We start from the raw sequence: 18,201 nt of genomic DNA on the forward strand, positions 1-18,201 counted from the left end.
TCATGGGTTCCTAATTTGTAAATTCAGTTGCGAAGATTATATTCGTGGTGAATGAATTTTTTAGCACATATATATCTATCCTTTGGAGATGATGAAATAACAATCGGTAATTTCATTGCGGACAGCATAAGAGGTAATAAATTTAAACACCTTCCGGATAGAATACAAAAGGGAATCTTATTTCATCGTGAAATAGATACTTATACAGACGCACACCCTATAGCTAGATTAAGCAGTAAAAGATTACACCAGAATTACAGCCATTACAGCAGGGTAATAGTGGATATTTTTTATGATCATTTTTTAGCTAAAAACTGGCAGCAATATTCGGATACTCCTTTGGGGATTTTTGCAGATAAATTTTATGATTTACTGGAGGATAACTTTACCATTCTGCCCGATGGAACTAAGCGAATGATCCCTTATATGATAAGCGATAATTGGCTCCTTAACTATGCCCAAATGGACGGGATAGGCAGGGTTTTGAATGGAATGAACAGAAGAACCAATAATAAAAGTAAAATGAATTTTGCCATTATAGATCTTGAAAAAAACTACGAAGCATTTGAGGTAGAATTTACAGCATTTTTTAATGAACTAATTTCCTTTTCTAAACAAAAATATATATCCATATGCGAATAGTAATTCTTCTTCTTGGGTTTCTCGCACTTGTGCAATGTAAAAAACAACCAGCAACACCAACCGGTCTGGTAACCAAAAATGCCATGGTTGTATCTGCGCGTGAAGAAGCCTCAAAAATTGGAACAGACATACTACAAAAAGGAGGAAATGCTTTTGATGCAATGGTTGGAACGGAACTTGCACTAGCAGTGGCATATCCTTTTGCAGGCAACCTTGGTGGGGGTGGATTTATGGTTTACCGCAAAAATGATGGCAATATAGGAGCACTTGATTATCGCGAAAAGGCACCTTTGGCCGCTTATAAAGATATGTATCTGGATTCTCTGGGTAATGTCATTCCCGGAAAAAGTACTCTCGGGGCAAGTGGCACTGGCGTACCCGGAACTATAGCCGGTATCTTTGAAGTTTATAATAAATTTGGCACTTTACCAATAAAAGATATCATAGAACCGGTTATAAAACTAGTTGATCAAGGGGTTGAGGTAACTCCAAAGCAGGCCGACAGGCTAGAGAAGTATTGGGATCAGATTAGAAGTGTTAATGGAGAAAATACTTTGTTTTACAATAAATGTGATGCAGGAGACACATTAAGATATCCTGCCCTGGCCAATACTTTAAGGAGAATAGCAATCAACGGAAGGGATGAATTCTACAAAGGAGAAACTGCCAAAATACTGGCAAGATTTATTCAGGAAAAAGGCGGTTATGTAACTGAGGAAGATCTGGCGAGCTATGAGGCCAAATGGAGACAGCCCATTGTGTTCAATTACAAGGACTTAAGGATAATTTCAATGAGCCCACCGAGCAGCGGCGGGGTAACGATAAATCAAATCTTTAAGATGATTGAATCTTATGACATCGCGGACTTTGGTCATAATTCTGCTAAATCTATTCAGTTGTTTACTGAGGTGGCAAGGCGGGCCTATGCCGATAGAAACTTCTTCCTTGGTGATCCGGATTTTGTATTAATTCCACTCGATGTTTTATTGAGCAAAAAGTATTTACAAGGACGAATGGAGAGCTTTTCATTTGATGCAGCCACTCCCTCCAACGAAGTAGAGCACGGTAAGATAGAAATTATTGAAAGTAATGAGACTACACATTATTCCATTGTTGACCAGATGGGCAATGCTGTTTCTGTAACTACAACTTTAAACGGTGCGTATGGTTCTAAACTCTATTGCGATGAATTAGGATTCTTCCTGAATAATGAAATGGATGATTTTAGTGCTAAACCCGGGGTGCCCAATATGTTCGGTCTTATAGGCGCTGAAGCCAATAGTATAGCACCCGAGAAACGTATGCTAAGCTCAATGACCCCAACTATTGTTGAAAAAGACGGTGAACTTTGGATGGTTGTCGGTTCTCCCGGGGGATCTACAATAATTACAGCCGTTGCGCAGACAATTCTAAACTCTTATGAATTTAATTTGAGTATGCAAGAAGCTGTAAATGCTCCCAGATTCCATCACCAGTGGTTACCGGATCATATCGTTTTTGAGACAGAAGGATTTTCAGATGCACTAAAAAATGAGTTAGAATCCAAAGGTTACCATATTAATGAGAAACCCACACCTATCCTGGGGAAAGTAGATGCTATATTGGTTTTACCGGATGGCAGCCTTGAAGGAGGAGCAGATAAACGAGGGGATGATACGGCAGTAGGTTTTTAAACCTTAATAATTTGGAGTGACGATTTTTTTTAAATTAAAAATCGCGTTATGAATGGTTATTTCCTTAATTGATTTTTTAACTCCTCCATAGATTCCTGCAACTGCCTTAGCAAGCCTTTTTCTGTTGTAGCATCTACCCCAAAAGTTATTTTACTGCTTACCTGCCAAAGTTCCTGTATCTGTTCCGCTTCTATTTCATAAGGGGGATAGATTTCGTTAAGTGAAATCAAAAGCATCTTTGAATTCCCGGGCAATTTCTCAATCTTCTTAACGAGGACAGCATCATGAAGTACGACTACATAAATCTTATTGGGATTTATATCATCCAGTCCCTCTACCGCTTTTGCTAATACCCATTCGCCAGGCTGCAGATTAGGTAACATGCTATCACCCTCAACCTGAAATCCCCTGTAGGTCGCATTTCTGAATTCAGGAAGCGGGAGATCAAAGGCAGGTAATTGTTTATACCAACTTGTGTCCTGAATATTTTGAGGATAACCCGCGGCAGCCTTTGCATTTACCAAAACCATATTGTCATTATCTGAAGAATCGACAGTTACAACTTTTGGGATAACACTGGTCCCGGAATAATTTAAATGTTGATTGATACTATCGCCAAATAACCATAGCGGATTCACATTAAATTGTTTTAACAATTCAACGACAACCTTACCAGAAAGTTTGGTACGACCACGTTCAATATCTGCGGTAGTATTGGGAATTCCCAACATACCGGCAAATTCTGCCTGTGTATATCCCAAATCCCGCCTTATCTCAATAAATCTTTTTATCGTTAGTTCATTTTCCATTGTTATTTTCCTGTTTATTCCGTCCTATACTTATGTTTAAACTGTTTTCTTATCCAGACTACGATTAAATAATACTTCGTCTTATCTTATTTTGGAAAGTTCCCCTGTTCAGGATTATCAAATATACAAAATTTGGATTATTTCCAAAATATTTTAGGAATATTTCCTAATTTAGGATATTTTCCATATTTTTGGAATATATACAAATGAACTTAGTCATGTTAGATGAAATTATTACTGAAAAACTTAGCCTTTGGGCACAAAGAGGATTAAATGACGGCTTTTATGCAAGCGGCATTAGAGAAGTTAAAAAAGAAAAGAGGCTGTCAAAGATTAAACAGAAGGTATCAAAAAATATATTCAAGAAATCAATTAACAAACAATTAAGTCTATTCTAAGAGTTATGGAAAAAGAAAAAATATTACTGTACGACGGTAGTTTTAATGGGTTTTTAACCTCGATATTTGTTGCATTTGAGCAAAAAATCAATGTTGTTGACATACAAAGAAAAAGTCAGGTTCAAAAAGGCTTGTTTATTGAAACACAAATTATTTTAACACAAGTTCATAAAGCTAAGCGGGTCTGGAATGGTATTAGCCAAAGAAGTAATAACGCTATAAAGAATATTTATTTTGCTTTTTTAAGTGAGACAGCTGGTATTGAGCAATTGCTTTACTCATATATTCAAAAAATAGTTGCCAAAGGGTCACCCAATCATGTCGACTTAAGTGATGATATGGTTTTTAGGATAAATCATATGGCAAATATGGTAAGCAGGGAAAAAAACCAGATGGAGGCCTTTAGGAAATTTAATGTCTCCACGGATGGAGTTCATTTTATTATTGTGGAACCCGAGTTTGACATAGTACCTCTCGTTTCAAAACATTTTAGGTGCAATTTCAGCGACAGGCAATGGATTATTTACGATATAAAGCGGAACTACGGCCTTTATTTTAACCTTCATACAATTCAATTAATGTCATTAGAGTCTAAAGAGATAATGGCTAATGCCAGGCATCTAAATAATCCAATTCAAACTAGTGCAATTAGTGTAATTGAATTGTGGAATACATATTTTGCCAACAATTCTATTAAATCTTTGATATCCAATAAATTACATACGCATCAATTGCCTAAACGACGAAGGAAATATCAGCAAGATAAGGAAGCAGTATAGCATCATTGTTTTTGTTACAATAGGACAATAAGAAGGCAATTTTCATTAACTTATTTACGACCTTTTAACAAAATCAAAGTAAACCACGTTTCCTTTTTAGTCGTCAAAAACGTACCTTTGCAACTTTGTCTAATTCAATGATAAATTACGAGGAGAATATTGAAGTCAAGGGAGCGCGCGTTCATAACTTAAAAAATATTGATGTAACCATCCCAAGAGAAAAACTGGTTGTAATTACCGGGCTTTCTGGTAGTGGTAAATCTTCATTGGCCTTCGATACTATTTACGCTGAAGGCCAGCGTCGCTATATTGAGACCTTTTCCTCCTATGCAAGACAATTTTTAGGAGGCCTCGAACGTCCCGACGTGGATAAAATCGATGGTCTTTCTCCCGTTATTGCAATAGAGCAGAAAACCACCTCCAAATCACCGCGTTCCACTGTAGGAACAATTACAGAAGTTTATGATTTTCTAAGGTTATTGTTTGCCAGGGCATCTGACGCCTATAGCTATAATACAGGTGAAAAAATGGTAAGCTATAGTGATGATAAAATTAAGGAGCTTATTAACGAAGCTTATTTTGCAAAAAGAATAAGCATCCTGGCCCCGGTAATTAAATCTAGAAAAGGGCATTATCGCGAACTTTTTGAACAAATTGGAAAACAAGGCTTCGTGAAAGTAAGGGTAGATGGTGAAATTATGGATATCACCAAAGGAATGAAGGTAGATAGATATAAAACCCATGATATTGAAATCGTCATAGACCGTCTGAAAGTTGATGATAATGAAAATTTGAAAAAAAGGCTTTCCGAATCTATAAATACGGCCATGTATAGTGGTGATAATGTCTTAATGGTTCTTGAAGAAGGTGAAGCAGTCCCACGGTATTTCAGCAGGGATTTAATGTGTCCTACTACCGGTATTTCATATCCGACACCTGAGCCAAATACATTTTCTTTTAATTCTCCTAAAGGCATGTGCAATGACTGTAATGGCCTGGGGCATGTCTTCGAAGTAAACGAAAATAAAATTTTTCCTAATAAAAAATTATCTATTCATTCAGGTGGAATTGCGCCCCTTGGTGAATATAAAAGTTCATGGGCATTTAAGCAATTGGAAACTATAGCCAAGCGATACGAATTTGAACTAACGGATGCCATATCAATAATTCCGGATGTAGCACTAAAGACTATTCTATACGGAGGCTCTGAACAGTTTGAAGTTGATTCTAAAACCCTTGGTGTAAAAAGACTATATCATATAGACTATGAGGGTATTGCAAATTTTATAAAAACTCAGTACCATCAGGCAGATTCTACATCAATTAAACGTTGGGCCAGAGATTTTATGGATAAAAGAACCTGCCCCAGTTGCAATGGTTCAAGGTTAAAAATAGAATCACTTTATTATAAAATTGAGGATAAGAATATAGCAGAATTGTGTCAACTGGATATTTCTGATCTTGCCCGTTTTTTTGATCAACTTGATTCTAAACTAGAAGGAAATCAAAGAAAGATCGCCGAAGAGATCATAAAAGAGATAAAATCGAGAATTAAGTTTTTGCTAGATGTAGGCCTGGACTATTTATCGCTCAATCGTAGCTCAAAGTCACTTTCAGGAGGTGAAGCGCAGCGGATAAGGCTCGCAACACAAATAGGATCCCAGTTAGTTGGGGTACTATATATATTGGATGAACCCAGTATTGGATTGCATCAGCGTGACAACAATCGCCTGATCAAATCATTGGAATCACTCAGGGATATAGGAAATTCTGTAATTGTGGTGGAGCACGACCGTGATATGATTGAAAATGCAGATCATGTAATTGATATTGGTCCACTGGCAGGAAAACACGGAGGCGAAATAATCTCAGAAGGTACACCAGCTGAACTCATTGAACAACATACATTGACCTCCCAATTTATAACAGGAGAAAAGAAGATCCCTATTCCTGATACAAGGAGAAAAGGGAATGGAAAAAGTTTAAGTTTGATAGGTTGCACAGGCAATAATTTAAAGAATGTATCGGTTAAATTCCCTTTGGGGAAAATGATAGCCGTGACGGGTGTTTCAGGTAGTGGTAAATCAACACTAATTAATGAAACACTTTATCCAATAATGAACGCCCATTATTTTAATGGAGTTAAAAGACCTATGCCATATACCGATATTAAAGGTCTCGAAAACATTGATAAGGTAATTGATATTAACCAGTCTCCAATTGGAAGAACACCAAGGTCTAATCCGGCTACCTATACGGGTGTTTTTGGAGAAATACGTTCCCTTTTTTCCAAAACACCTGAAGCTGCTATTAGGGGTTATAAACCTGGCCGGTTTAGTTTTAATGTAAAAGGTGGCAGATGTGAAACTTGTCAGGGAGGTGGATTGAGGGTAATTGAAATGAACTTTCTTCCCGACGTATATGTTGAATGTGAAACCTGCAATGGCAAACGATTTAACAGGGAGACTTTGGAAATAAGATATAAAGGGCAATCTATTGCCGATATTCTTGAAATGACCATTGACGAAGCAGTAGCCTTTTTCGACCTAATTCCAAAGATTTATAGAAAGTTAAAGACTATTCAGGATGTTGGACTGGGTTATATCTCATTAGGACAGCAATCAACTACCCTTTCAGGTGGAGAAGCGCAACGTGTAAAACTTGCAACCGAATTGTCTAAACGGGATACAGGAAACACTTTCTATATTTTAGATGAACCTACAACAGGACTTCATTTTGAGGATATCAGGGTACTTATGGAAGTTTTAAATAAATTAGTAGATAAAGGAAACACCATTGTGATAATTGAACATAACATGGATGTCATAAAAATGGCTGATTATATTATTGACATAGGTTATGAAGGAGGTCGCGGAGGCGGCATGATAGTTGCGGCAGGATCTCCAGAAGAAGTGGCTAAAGATGATAAAAGTTATACCGCATTTTACCTTAATAAGGAATTTAGTTCAAAAAAAACCAAGCTGGAAGTTCGCGGTTAATTTTATAGCTTTATGCGATTGACCTGTAAGTGAAAAAAAAATAAAAATATGAGGAAAGAAAAGCATCATAAAGGTTGGAATGAAATTAAAACCAATGATTCATGGGCCATTTTTAAAATAATGGGGGAGTTCGTAAGCGGTTTTGAAAAAATGAGTGTAATTGGCCCTTGTGTTACAATTTTTGGTTCCGCCCGAACCAAAGAGGATGCCAAGTATTACCTACTTACCGTCAATGTAGCCAAAAAAGTATCCGAAGCAGGCTATGGCGTTATTACAGGCGGTGGTCCCGGTATTATGGAAGCTGGTAATAAAGGAGCGCATTTGGCTGGAGGAACCTCAGTGGGGTTAAATATAGATCTTCCTTTTGAACAACATGACAACGCCTACATTGATGATGATAAGAGCCTGGATTTTGATTATTTCTTTGTGCGAAAGGTGATGTTTGTAAAATACTCGCAAGCATTTGTGGTTTTACCTGGAGGATTTGGTACGCTTGATGAACTCTTCGAAGCCCTTACACTAATTCAAACAAATAAAATTGGTAAATTTCCCATTATTTTGGTCGGAATATCTTTTTGGAAAGGTTTGATAGACTGGATTAAAAGCACTATGCTAAATGCTGGAAATATTAGTAAGACGGACCTCGACTTAATACGTATTGTAGATACAGAGGAAGAGGTTGTAGAAATTATTGATGCTTTCTATAAAGGTCATACCCTGAGTCCAAATTTCTAATTCTTTTATGTTTCTAAAGCGCATTCCATCTTTTTTAATAGTAACTGCCAAGCTGTATTTCATATTTGGTATTAGTGGTGTTTTTGCGCAACACAAGAACAGCTTAAAAGCCTCTTTGGAGTCCGAAACCAAGGAAATAAATATTCAACAGGAATTTGAATATATAAATGAATCACAGGACACTTTGAACGAACTGTATTTTAATGATTGGACAAACGCCTATTCCGATAAGAGTACTGCTCTCGCTAAACGATTTGCCGAGGAATTTAAAAAAAGTCTTCATTTAGCTAAAGAAAAAGACCGGGGAAAGACGGAAATTTTTAGTGTTGTCGATGATGAATACCGGGCTATCTCATGGAATCGAACTTCTGGCAAGGATATCATTAAGATTGAGTTAAATACTCCTTTGCTTCCTGGTGCTTCCTCTAAATTATTTATCACCTATAGAGTTAAGTTGCCACCAAATAAATATACTCCCTATGGATATAATAACGACGGAGGTTATTATTTAAAAGATTGGTATCTGACACCGGCGGTTTATGACGGTCAATGGCAATTGTACTCAAATAAAAATCTTGAAGACTTATATACCGGGATCACAGACACCAATATTATTTTCAGCTATCCAGATTCTTTATTCTTTGGCACCAATTTCAAAGAAGTAAATATAACAGGTTTTCCAGGTAAAAAACAGGCCACGTTGGAAGGAGTAAACAGAAAGAGCTGTTACATTATTCTTAATTCACTAAACAAGTTTACGAAACATGTCACTCCTGAACTAATAGTGGTTACAGATCTCAGGGCAACCAAATATGATGAAATTTCCCAGGGTGTTTCAATTAATAAGATTTCACGATTTATTCATGATAATCTGGGAGACTTTCCTTATGAGCAGCTACTGGTAAGTGAAGTAGATTTTAATAAAAACCCTATTTACGGGTTAAATCAGCTACCCTCGTTTATACGTCCTTATGATAAGCAGTTCCAGTTTGAAATGACATTTATGAAAACTGCACTTAACAGTTACATAAGAGAATCCATATTCCTTAATCCAAGAAAGGAAAAATGGGTTGCAGATGCCGTGGTCAATTACATAATGATAAAATTCGTGGAAGAGTTTTATCCCGATCAAAAACTGCTCGGAAAACTGTCAAAGGGATGGCTGATTAAAGGATTTCATTTAGCTCAAATGGACTTCAATGAGCAATATTCCTTTTTATATATGTTTACGGCAAGAAAAAACCTTGATCAGGCGCTTAACACATCTAATGACTCCCTAATAAAATTTAATCAGAAAATTGCCAATACGTACAAAGCGGGACTCGGCTTGGCCTATCTTGCCGATTACACAAGTGTTGATAAGGTTGACATAGCTATCAAAGAGTTTTATGAACAGTATAAATTAAAACCTGTAATACCATATGATTTCGTTCGTCTATTAAAGGAGAATTCCGAAAAGGATATCGACTGGTTTTTTAAAAGTTATGTCTCAACGGACGAACGTATTGATTTTAAGATATCTAATGTAATTAAAACACAGGATTCACTCTATGTGACTCTTAAAAACAAAACAGGGACAGATGTTCCAATATCATTATTCGGATTGAAAAAAAACAAGGTAGTGTCTGAATATTGGTTTGATGGGATTAAAACTGAAGAAACTTTTACAATACCGCGAAATTTAGAAGATAAGTTGGTCCTTAATTACGATCATACCATTCCGGAATTTAATGAGAGAGATAACTGGAAGGCACTAAAGGGTTTCTTTATCAGTAATAAAAAGTTAAAATTTCAATTTTTTAAAGACGCAGAAGACCCATATTACAACCAAATTTTTTATATGCCAACATTGGGTTTTAATATATATGATGGCCTAAGTCCGGGCATTAGATTTACTAATAAAACATTACTTGAACGACCTTTTGTATTTGATTTTTCTCCAGAGTATTCATTCAAGGAAAAAACATTAGTAGGAAAGGGTAAACTTACCTACAGGCACTATCACGGAAAGAGTGGTTTTTACGTCACAAATTATGCGGTACGTGGATCTTCATCCCATTTTCAAGTCAATTCGCGCTACAGTACATTTACCCCCTCTGTTAGTTTTGGATGGCGCCCTGCAGATCTTATTTCCAATAAGCGGCAGTTACTTACCTTGAGATATGTTAATGTGTTTAGAAATATTGATCCAAGTCTTGATATAGAAACCGATCCGGATTATAGCGTATTAAATGCGAGGTTTAGAAATACGAACAACGGAATTATCGACTATTTTTCATGGTTTGTTGACGCTCAACATTCTTCTGATTTTACCAAATTGGCTTTCAATCTCGAGTACCGGAAACTATTTGTAAATAATACTCAATTTAATTTTCGCTTTTTTGCCGGTAAGTTTTTAAGAAACAAGACAAGCGGAGATTATTTTAGTTTTGCCCTGGACAGGCCAACAGATTATTTATTTGATTACAATTACCTGGGCAGATCTGAAGATTCGGGTATATGGAGTCAACAATTGATTATTGCCGAAGGCGGTTTTAAATCTCAATTGGAGAACCCTTTTTCTAACGATTGGATCGCTACCACTAATTCCAGCGTAAATATTTGGAGATGGGTAGAATTGTACGGTGATTTAGGATTTATCAAAAACCAAAATCAGCCCACAAGATTTGTATATGACTCAGGGATACGTCTTAATTTACTTACAGATTATTTTGAATTATATTTTCCCATATATTCAAATAACGGTTGGGAAATTGCACAACCTAATTATGCAGAAAGAATTCGATTTGTAATCACCCTAAGTCCTAGAACTTTATTAGGCCTTTTCACCAGGAAATGGTTTTAGATATTATACTATTCTTAAAAAAATCTATTTTTATTTAATTATTTGCAATAAATTCTTCATTTTGAGTAGTTTTTTTCTTTTATTGTTAGCGTAAAACCATTTTTTTTGATTGTAAAAATCATTCGGTTTTCTTATTTTTGCTGCAAATCTTTCCCTAATGAGTTTAAAACTTCAAACCAGTGATGATATTTCCTTTGAGGATTTTAGGGCACAGATTTTAAAAGATTATGAAATAGCAATCATCAGCCGTGAGTGTAGTCTTTTAGGCAGAAGGGAAGTTCTGACAGGTAAAGCCAAATTTGGAATTTTTGGAGATGGAAAAGAATTACCGCAATTAGCAATGGCCAGATCTTTTAGAAACGGTGACTTTAGAAGTGGTTACTATAGAGATCAAACTTTTATGATGGCACTTGGGCAACTAAGGCCTAAAGATTTTTTTCATGGTCTGTACGCTACTACAGATATTGAAAAAGAACCTATGAGTGCAGGAAGGCAAATGGGTGGTCATTTTGGATCTCACAGCCTTAATCCGGACGGTTCATGGAAAGACCTCACCGCACAAAAAAACAGCAGTGCTGATATATCGCCTACGGCAGGTCAGATGCCTCGACTTCTTGGTCTGGCACAAGCTTCAAAAATCTACCGCAAGGTCAAAGGGATAGATACTACTAATTTTTCCAATAATGGAAATGAAGTAGCCTGGGGTACAATTGGCAATGCCAGTACATCTGAAGGTCATTTTTTTGAAACATTTAATGCAGCGGGAGTATTACAAGTGCCCATGATCATTAGTGTATGGGATGATCAATATGGAATTTCAGTGCCTGCCAGATTCCAAACAACCAAAGAAGATATCTCAGAAGTTCTTAAAGGATTCCAAAGAGATGAAAATAACAAGGGTTATGAGATTCTAAGGGTAAAGGGCTATGATTATACGGCGTTAATTCATGCTTATGAAAATGCTTCTGAACTGGCAAGGGAAGAACATATACCTGTATTGATCCATGTAACGGAGCTGACTCAACCTCAGGGGCATTCCACTTCAGGATCACAGGAAAGGTATAAAAGTGAGGATAGATTGCTCTGGGAAAAAGAGAATGATTGTAATAAGCGATTCAGAGAATGGATACTTGAAAACAAAATTACTGATAATGAATCTTTGTCAGCACTAGAATTAGAGATTAAAAAAGAGGTTAGGACTGCAAAAAAAGAGGCTTGGTTAGAATTCTTATCTCCTCACAAAGAGGCCAAAAAAAATCTAATACAATTATTGGATAAACTGGCTGCAAATAGTCCAAATAGGGCATCTATAACTAAAATCAAGAATGACCTTATTGCCGTTGATGAGCCATTAAAAAAAGACTTAGCTAAGAATTCAAGAAAGGCTCTCCGATATGTAATAGGTGAAAGTTCGAAGGAAAAAGATGCCTTGTTAAAATGGGTTGAAAATTTCCTTAAAGATTCACAAATAAAATTCAGCTCACACCTCAATAGTGAATTTTCCAATAAGGCAATAAACATTGAAGAAATAAGACCTGTATACAATGATAATCCTGAAAAGGTAGATGGAAGGATTATTTTAAGAGATAACTTTGACAGGCTTTTTGGCAAATATCCACATGCCCTTATTTTTGGAGAAGATAGTGGGGCTATTGGCGACGTAAACCAGGGACTAGAAGGTCTTCAGAAGAAATATGGCAAATTGCGGATTGCTGATACAGGTATACGAGAGGCTACTATTATTGGTCAGGGAATTGGTCTGGCACTAAGGGGTCTCAGACCGATAGCAGAAATACAATATCTGGATTATCTTTTATATGGCCTACAGACTCTAAGTGATGATTTGGCAACATTACTTTATCGAACGGTTGGCAAACAAAAGGCGCCATTAATAATTCGCACCAGAGGACATCGCCTGGAAGGTATTTGGCATTCTGGCTCTCAAATGGGGGGTATTATTCACTTCCTACGGGGGATTTATGTTCTGGTTCCAAGGAATATGACTAAAGCAGCCGGCTTTTACAATACATTGATGAAAAGTGATGAACCGGCATTAATTATTGAAAGTTTAAACGGGTATAGGCTTAAGGAAGACAAACCAAATAACCTGGGTGAAATTTGCACCCCTATCGGAGTGGTTGAAATTGTTAAAGAAGGTACAGATATTACACTTTTATCTTATGGTTCTACCTTGCGTATAGTACAACAGACTGCCGGGGAATTGAAAGAAGTCGGAATTGATGCAGAGGTAATTGATGCACAATCCTTACTCCCTTTTGACCTTACAAATACTGTCCTGGGCAGTATTAAAAAAACCAGTAGACTGTTGGTCATTGATGAAGATGTACCCGGTGGATGTGCTGCTTATCTCATGCAGGATATTATAGAGCGTCAGGGGGCTTATAAATATCTGGACTGTGCACCTCAAACCCTTACGGCAAAAGCTCACAGACCAGCCTATGCTACAGATGGGGACTATTTTTCTAAACCAAATGCTGAGGACATGTTTGAAAAGGTATATGATATTATGCATGAGGCAAATCCGAACGAATATCCAAAACTTCGCTGAGAGAAATACGCTATATTTATTTTACTTTGGTTTTGATTCAAGTATATTTATTTAAATATGATGGTACTTAACGATCATTTTGCATTAAGTGAATTCTAAACTATTTGATAAAAAGTTATTAAAAAAAGCTTACTTTAGACTCTCCAATCTTAAAGTGAATGACTAAAAAACTTAAAAGTGATATTGGTCTGGCAGTTCTGCGTATTCTACCCTCTGCCTTTCTATTGTCTCATGGTATTCCCAAATTACAAAAACTTCTAAATGGAGATTTTGAATTTGCCGATCCCATAGGAATCGGTTCTACTCCCTCTCTTTTTCTTGCAGTTATTGGTGAAGTCATTTGCCCTATTCTGGTAATAATCGGATATAAAACCAGATGGGCCTCCTTACCAATTGTGATAACAATGGCTGTGGCAGCCTTTATTGTGCACGGTTCTGATCCTTTTGCAATGAAAGAACTCGCTCTATTGTACTTAGTGTGTTTCGCGGTTATAATGCTACTTGGTCCGGGACGTTACAGTATCGACAAAAAGTAAACTTTCTATATTATTTTGACCAGAAGTTCTTTCAGAAGATCAGCCTGGGAAATATTATAAGATCCTACGCCCTTCCCTTTTAAGTCCATTTCCCGTAAATAAGCTATAATAGTGCTAACGCGCTTCATGGGATAATTTCTGGACGCTATCTGAAACTCTCCCACAAAATAAGGGTTGATCCGTAAAGCTGAAGCCACATTCTTAGGAGAATGGTCCGACAGTCCATGATATTGAAGTAACTGTGTGAAAAAATTATGCAACAGGCTAACTGTAACAACAAAAGGGTTATCCCTTGGGTTCTGAGCAAAGTAATTGATTATCCTGGTAGCTTTAACAACATTTTTTTCACCTATAGCTTTCTTTAATTCAAAATTATTGTAGTCCTTGCTTATACCTATATGTTTTTCAATAAGATCTGGGTTGATCTCGGTGTTCTTTGGTAGTACTAATTGTAATTTTTCTAATTCATTATTAATTCTGCTCAGGTCTGTTCCCAAATACTCTACTAATAAAACCGAGGCCTTATGTGATATGGCATAACCTTTCTGTTTTAAAGTTAGTCTAATCCAATCTGAAACCTGATTTTCATATAGTTTTTTACTATCAAAAATAACACTTCCGTTAGCCAAAAGAGTTTTATGCAATTTTTTGCGTTTGTCTAATTTTTTGTATTTGAAACAGAAAACCAGTACTGTTGAAGTCTGTGGATTCGCAGCATAAGAACTTAATTCCTCTATATTTCTAGATAAGTGCTGAGCTTCCTTTACAATGACTACCTGTCTTTCGGACATCATTGGATATCTCTTTGCATTGCCCAATACCTGGTCTAGAGATACTTCCTTGCCGTATAAAACCATTTGATTAAAACCCTTCTCTTCCTCCGTAAGAAGGTTATCACTAATAAACTGAGCTATTTTATCAATATAATAGGGTTCATCACCCATCAAAAAATATATAGGGCTTATATTTCCATTTCGGATGTTATTTACGATCCGCTTTACTTCTTCCATCCAAAAAAAATTACCAAATTTGTTTTATGCTTTCTCTCAACTTTCCCGGCTACAATTTCAGATTCAAAAGTAGCGAAAATAAGCAGCAGATTTTTGACATAATACGCAAAAAATTTGTTAGCCTGCAACCGGAAGAATGGGTACGACAGCATGTAATTCATTTTTTAAGCATAGATAAAAAATATCCAAAGTCTCTAATTAATGTTGAAAAGACCTTATCGCTAAACGGTTTGAGAAAAAGATATGATATTGTAGTCTTTAATAAAGATGGTAGTATTCACATTCTTGTAGAATGCAAATCACCAAACATCATAATCTCACAAGACGTTTTTGATCAGATTGCACGCTATAACCTAAACCTGAAAGCTGAATACCTTATGGTGACCAATGGATTTGATCATTTTTACTGCAATATGAATTATGAAGAAGAAAAATATTCTTTTTTAAGGCAAATTCCTGATTTTAGCCGTTAATTTGCAACCGTTTTGAAATTTGCAATCGTCATACTTAATTGGAATGGAGAAGCGCTCCTGGAACGCTACCTGCCTTTGGTGGTACAATATTCCGGCAACGCTGATATCTATGTAGCGGATAATGCCTCTATTGATGGCTCTGTGGCTTTTATAAAAGAAAACTTTCCTAATGTAAACCTTATTCAAAATAGTTCAAATCACGGATTTGCTAAAGGATACAACGACGCATTAAAACAGGTGGACGCAGACATTTATTGTCTTTTAAATTCCGATGTTGAAGTTACACCTGGTTGGCTCGAGCCTATAAAAGAAGCATTACTAAAATTTCCGGATGCCTCCATAATACAACCTAAGATTCTTGATCTGTTACGAAGAGATTATTTTGAATATGCGGGAGCGGCAGGTGGTTTTTTAGATCAGTTTGGTTATCCATTCTGCAGGGGGCGAATTTTTCAGACCATCGAAAAAGATGAAGGTCAGTACGATGATACTACAGAAATTTTTTGGGCAACCGGTGCCTGTATGTTTATAAAAAGAAATGTTTTCGATAATCTTGGAGGATTTGATGAGGAATATTTTGCGCACCAGGAAGAGGTTGATCTATGTTGGCGAGCTCAAAATAAAGGACTAAAGGTTTACTACGTTGGAGCATCATATGTTTATCATCTTGGAGGTTCAACATTGAGTAATATGAATCCTAAAAAAACTTTTTTAAATTTTAGAAACTCACTTTTTTCTATCACTAAAAACCTCCCCCGAAAAAAGGCATTTCCTATAATTTTTGTTCGTCTTTTCCTCGATGGTATTGCGGCTATTAGATTTATTATACAACTTAAACCTGTTCATTGCTGGGCTATTGTCAAAGCACATTTAAGCTATTACCGGCATTTTGGCAAAATGTATAAGAAAAGGGAAAAAGCCAATTTTATCCCTTTGTACTACATTACAAAATCCATAGTGTGGTCCTATTTCGTATATCAGGTAAAGAATTTTAACATTTTAGTAAAAGATTAACTAATTTTGAGAAATTAAAGGAAATCAAATGTCATAATTTTACCATCGGTTAGATGAAAGTTGATTTAAACAAACAATTAATATTTAAACAAACAATTAATTTTATATAAACATTATTATGAAAAAATTTATTCTAGGCTTTATTGGAATGGCAGTCCTGTTATCATCTTGTGTATCGCAAAAGAAATACGCTGAGTTAGAGTCGCAACAAAAAGAGACACAGGACCTGTTAAATTCTGCTACAGTGAAATTGAATACCTGTCTTGAGGAAAAGGCCACTGCAGATGCGAGATTACAAACTTTGGCAGATCAAAATGATTTTCTAAAGGCGAACAATCAGGAGTTAATAAACAACATGGGGAATTTAACCACCCTAACAGCTAAGGGTGCAGAAAACCTTGAGAAATCTTTGGAAAGTCTTCAGGAAAAAGATCTTACTATTCGTAAATTACAAAATGCCATAACAAGGAGAGATTCTGTAAACCTTGCTTTGGTACAAAGTCTTAAAGGTGTTCTTGGAAATTTGGATGACCAGGATATTGAGATAAATGTTGAAAAAGGAGTGGTTTTTATTTCAATTTCGGATAAACTATTATTTAGCAGTGGAAGCTATAATGTTACGGCAAGAGCTAAGGAAATATTAGGAAAAGTTGCACAAGTTGTTAATAACAAACCCGATTTTGAGTTTATGGTAGAAGGACATACAGATGATGTTCCTTACAGAAAAGGAGTTTTATTGGACAACTGGGATTTAAGTGTAAAAAGAGCTACAGCTGTTGTTCGTATTTTACAAAATGATTATAGGGTAGATCCAAAAAGGATGACTGCGGCAGGTAGATCACAGTATATTCCTATTTCTCCGACTGAGAAATCTAAAAACAGAAGAACCAGAATTGTTGTACTTCCAAAAATTGATCAGTTCTACAGCATGATTGAAGAAGGAATGAAAGATCCTGCTATTAACGACTAAATATTAATAATTTTATAAAAAACCGCGGTCAATGATCGCGGTTTTTTTATATAATATCAGGATCTCCTTTGCCCACTCTAAGTACTTCCGGCACGTCGCCTGAAAGATCAATAACCGTAGATCCTATATTGCCTCCATATCCTCCATCAATTACAATATCTACTAAGTTATTCCATTTTTCAAAAATTAATTCAGGATCTGTGGTGTATTCCAAAAGTTCATCTTCATCACGAATTGAGGTCGATACAATTGGGTTCCCTAATCCCTCAACCAAAGCCCTTGCAATATTATTGTCCGGGACTCTTATACCCACAGTCTTTCTTTTCTTAAAATCCTTAGGTAATTTACTGCTGCCGGGCAATACAAAAGTATAAGGGCCGGGAAGGGCTCGCTTAAGAATCTTAAATATTGGAGTGTCTAATTGCCTCACATAATCTGAAAGATTACTAAGGTCGGCACAAATAAAGGACCAGTAAGCTTTTTCTAATTTTATTCCCTTTATACGAGCAATTTTTTCCATGGCTTTGGTACTTCTAATATCACAACCCAGGCCATAAACCGTATCCGTAGGATATATGATTAAACCACCTTTACGCAGGATGGATACCACCTTATCAATTTCTTTTGGATTAGGATTCTGCTCGTATATCTTAATGAATTCGGCCATTTTCTTGCAGGATTTTTGGAATAAATATTATTGTTTTCATGAGCAATATTATTAAAAAATAAAATGATCCTGAAAAAGGCCA

At 36.2% G+C, this 18,201-nt stretch carries 14 protein-coding genes; 11 read left to right on the forward strand and 3 right to left on the reverse strand.

From position 1 onward, the window contains the following. The first annotated feature begins 51 nt into the window (after nt 1–51). Entirely contained in the window at nt 52–642 is a 591-nt protein-coding gene (locus Q0X66_RS00200) for an acyl carrier protein phosphodiesterase (protein WP_297702454.1), read from the forward strand. Next, nucleotides 633–2,315: a gamma-glutamyltransferase gene (gene ggt, locus Q0X66_RS00205; protein ID WP_297702455.1), complete on the forward strand. Its 1,683-nt coding sequence runs from the start codon at nt 633–635 to the stop codon at nt 2,313–2,315. The genes Q0X66_RS00200 and ggt overlap by 10 nt, the downstream gene beginning before the upstream one ends. 56 nt (nt 2,316–2,371) lie before the next feature. Here the strand turns inward: ggt and Q0X66_RS00210 are convergent, their stop codons facing one another. Beyond that, entirely contained in the window at nt 2,372–3,124 is a 753-nt protein-coding gene (locus tag Q0X66_RS00210; protein WP_297702456.1) for a LexA family transcriptional regulator, read from the reverse strand. A gap of 403 nt (nt 3,125–3,527) precedes the next feature. Between Q0X66_RS00210 and Q0X66_RS00215 the strand changes: the two genes are divergently transcribed. The 6 genes from Q0X66_RS00215 (at nt 3,528) to Q0X66_RS00240 (ending at nt 13,985) form a co-directional block, all read left to right on the forward strand. Further along, nucleotides 3,528–4,301, forward strand: a complete 774-nt coding sequence (locus tag Q0X66_RS00215) for a TIGR03915 family putative DNA repair protein (protein WP_297702457.1) — start codon at nt 3,528–3,530, stop codon at nt 4,299–4,301. A gap of 137 nt (nt 4,302–4,438) precedes the next feature. Next, nucleotides 4,439–7,300 carry an excinuclease ABC subunit UvrA gene (gene uvrA / locus Q0X66_RS00220; protein WP_297702458.1) on the forward strand — a complete coding sequence of 954 codons (2,862 nt, stop codon included), beginning with the start codon at nt 4,439–4,441 and terminating at the stop codon, nt 7,298–7,300. Between the two features lie 48 nt (nt 7,301–7,348). Continuing rightward, the gene (locus Q0X66_RS00225; RefSeq protein WP_297702459.1) at nt 7,349–8,035 is read left to right on the forward strand and encodes a TIGR00730 family Rossman fold protein; all 687 of its coding nucleotides are present in this window, start codon (nt 7,349–7,351) and stop codon (nt 8,033–8,035) included. A gap of 7 nt (nt 8,036–8,042) precedes the next feature. Further along, complete coding sequence (locus tag Q0X66_RS00230) at nt 8,043–10,880, forward strand: metalloprotease (RefSeq protein ID WP_297702460.1); 2,838 nt, start codon at nt 8,043–8,045, stop codon at nt 10,878–10,880. A 157-nt stretch (nt 10,881–11,037) separates the two neighbouring features. Then, on the forward strand, nt 11,038–13,449 hold the full coding sequence (locus Q0X66_RS00235) for a thiamine pyrophosphate-dependent enzyme (RefSeq protein ID WP_297702461.1): 2,412 nt from the start codon (nt 11,038–11,040) through the stop codon (nt 13,447–13,449). Nucleotides 13,450–13,607: 158 nt separating this feature from the next. Next, nucleotides 13,608–13,985, forward strand: a complete 378-nt coding sequence (locus Q0X66_RS00240) for a DoxX family protein (RefSeq protein WP_297702462.1) — start codon at nt 13,608–13,610, stop codon at nt 13,983–13,985. A 5-nt stretch (nt 13,986–13,990) separates the two neighbouring features. Here Q0X66_RS00240 and holA read toward each other — a convergent pair whose 3' ends face one another. Then, nucleotides 13,991–14,995 carry a DNA polymerase III subunit delta gene (holA, locus tag Q0X66_RS00245; protein WP_297702463.1) on the reverse strand — a complete coding sequence of 335 codons (1,005 nt, stop codon included), beginning with the start codon at nt 14,993–14,995 and terminating at the stop codon, nt 13,991–13,993. Nucleotides 14,996–15,021: 26 nt separating this feature from the next. Here holA and Q0X66_RS00250 point away from each other — a divergent pair, with 26 nt between their 5' ends. The 3 genes from Q0X66_RS00250 (at nt 15,022) to Q0X66_RS00260 (ending at nt 17,452) form a co-directional block, all read left to right on the forward strand. After that, nucleotides 15,022–15,468: a type I restriction enzyme HsdR N-terminal domain-containing protein gene (locus Q0X66_RS00250; protein ID WP_297702464.1), complete on the forward strand. Its 447-nt coding sequence runs from the start codon at nt 15,022–15,024 to the stop codon at nt 15,466–15,468. Between the two features lie 12 nt (nt 15,469–15,480). Beyond that, a complete protein-coding gene (locus Q0X66_RS00255) occupies nt 15,481–16,482 on the forward strand; it encodes a glycosyltransferase (RefSeq protein WP_297702465.1) in 1,002 nt (333 codons plus the stop codon). Between the two features lie 118 nt (nt 16,483–16,600). Next, nucleotides 16,601–17,452 (forward strand): OmpA family protein, encoded by an 852-nt coding sequence (locus Q0X66_RS00260; RefSeq protein WP_297702466.1) that lies wholly within the window; start codon nt 16,601–16,603, stop codon nt 17,450–17,452. Nucleotides 17,453–17,498: 46 nt separating this feature from the next. Here the strand turns inward: Q0X66_RS00260 and Q0X66_RS00265 are convergent, their stop codons facing one another. After that, the gene (locus Q0X66_RS00265; RefSeq protein WP_297702467.1) at nt 17,499–18,119 is read right to left on the reverse strand and encodes an L-threonylcarbamoyladenylate synthase; all 621 of its coding nucleotides are present in this window, start codon (nt 18,117–18,119) and stop codon (nt 17,499–17,501) included. Nucleotides 18,120–18,201 lie beyond the last annotated feature (82 nt).

The organism is uncultured Eudoraea sp. (genome assembly GCF_947260015.1).
GTDB lineage: Bacteria > Bacteroidota > Bacteroidia > Flavobacteriales > Flavobacteriaceae > Eudoraea.

Coding starts and splice junctions, on each gene's coding strand:
- Q0X66_RS00200 (WP_297702454.1), top strand. CDS start 52: ATGAATTTTTTAGCACATATATATCTATCCTTTGGAGATGATGAAATA.
- ggt (WP_297702455.1), top strand. CDS start 633: ATGCGAATAGTAATTCTTCTTCTTGGGTTTCTCGCACTTGTGCAATGT.
- Q0X66_RS00210 (WP_297702456.1), bottom strand. CDS start 3,124: ATGGAAAATGAACTAACGATAAAAAGATTTATTGAGATAAGGCGGGAT.
- Q0X66_RS00215 (WP_297702457.1), top strand. CDS start 3,528: ATGGAAAAAGAAAAAATATTACTGTACGACGGTAGTTTTAATGGGTTT.
- uvrA (WP_297702458.1), top strand. CDS start 4,439: ATGATAAATTACGAGGAGAATATTGAAGTCAAGGGAGCGCGCGTTCAT.
- Q0X66_RS00225 (WP_297702459.1), top strand. CDS start 7,349: ATGAGGAAAGAAAAGCATCATAAAGGTTGGAATGAAATTAAAACCAAT.
- Q0X66_RS00230 (WP_297702460.1), top strand. CDS start 8,043: ATGTTTCTAAAGCGCATTCCATCTTTTTTAATAGTAACTGCCAAGCTG.
- Q0X66_RS00235 (WP_297702461.1), top strand. CDS start 11,038: ATGAGTTTAAAACTTCAAACCAGTGATGATATTTCCTTTGAGGATTTT.
- Q0X66_RS00240 (WP_297702462.1), top strand. CDS start 13,608: ATGACTAAAAAACTTAAAAGTGATATTGGTCTGGCAGTTCTGCGTATT.
- holA (WP_297702463.1), bottom strand. CDS start 14,995: ATGGAAGAAGTAAAGCGGATCGTAAATAACATCCGAAATGGAAATATA.
- Q0X66_RS00250 (WP_297702464.1), top strand. CDS start 15,022: ATGCTTTCTCTCAACTTTCCCGGCTACAATTTCAGATTCAAAAGTAGC.
- Q0X66_RS00260 (WP_297702466.1), top strand. CDS start 16,601: ATGAAAAAATTTATTCTAGGCTTTATTGGAATGGCAGTCCTGTTATCA.
- Q0X66_RS00265 (WP_297702467.1), bottom strand. CDS start 18,119: ATGGCCGAATTCATTAAGATATACGAGCAGAATCCTAATCCAAAAGAA.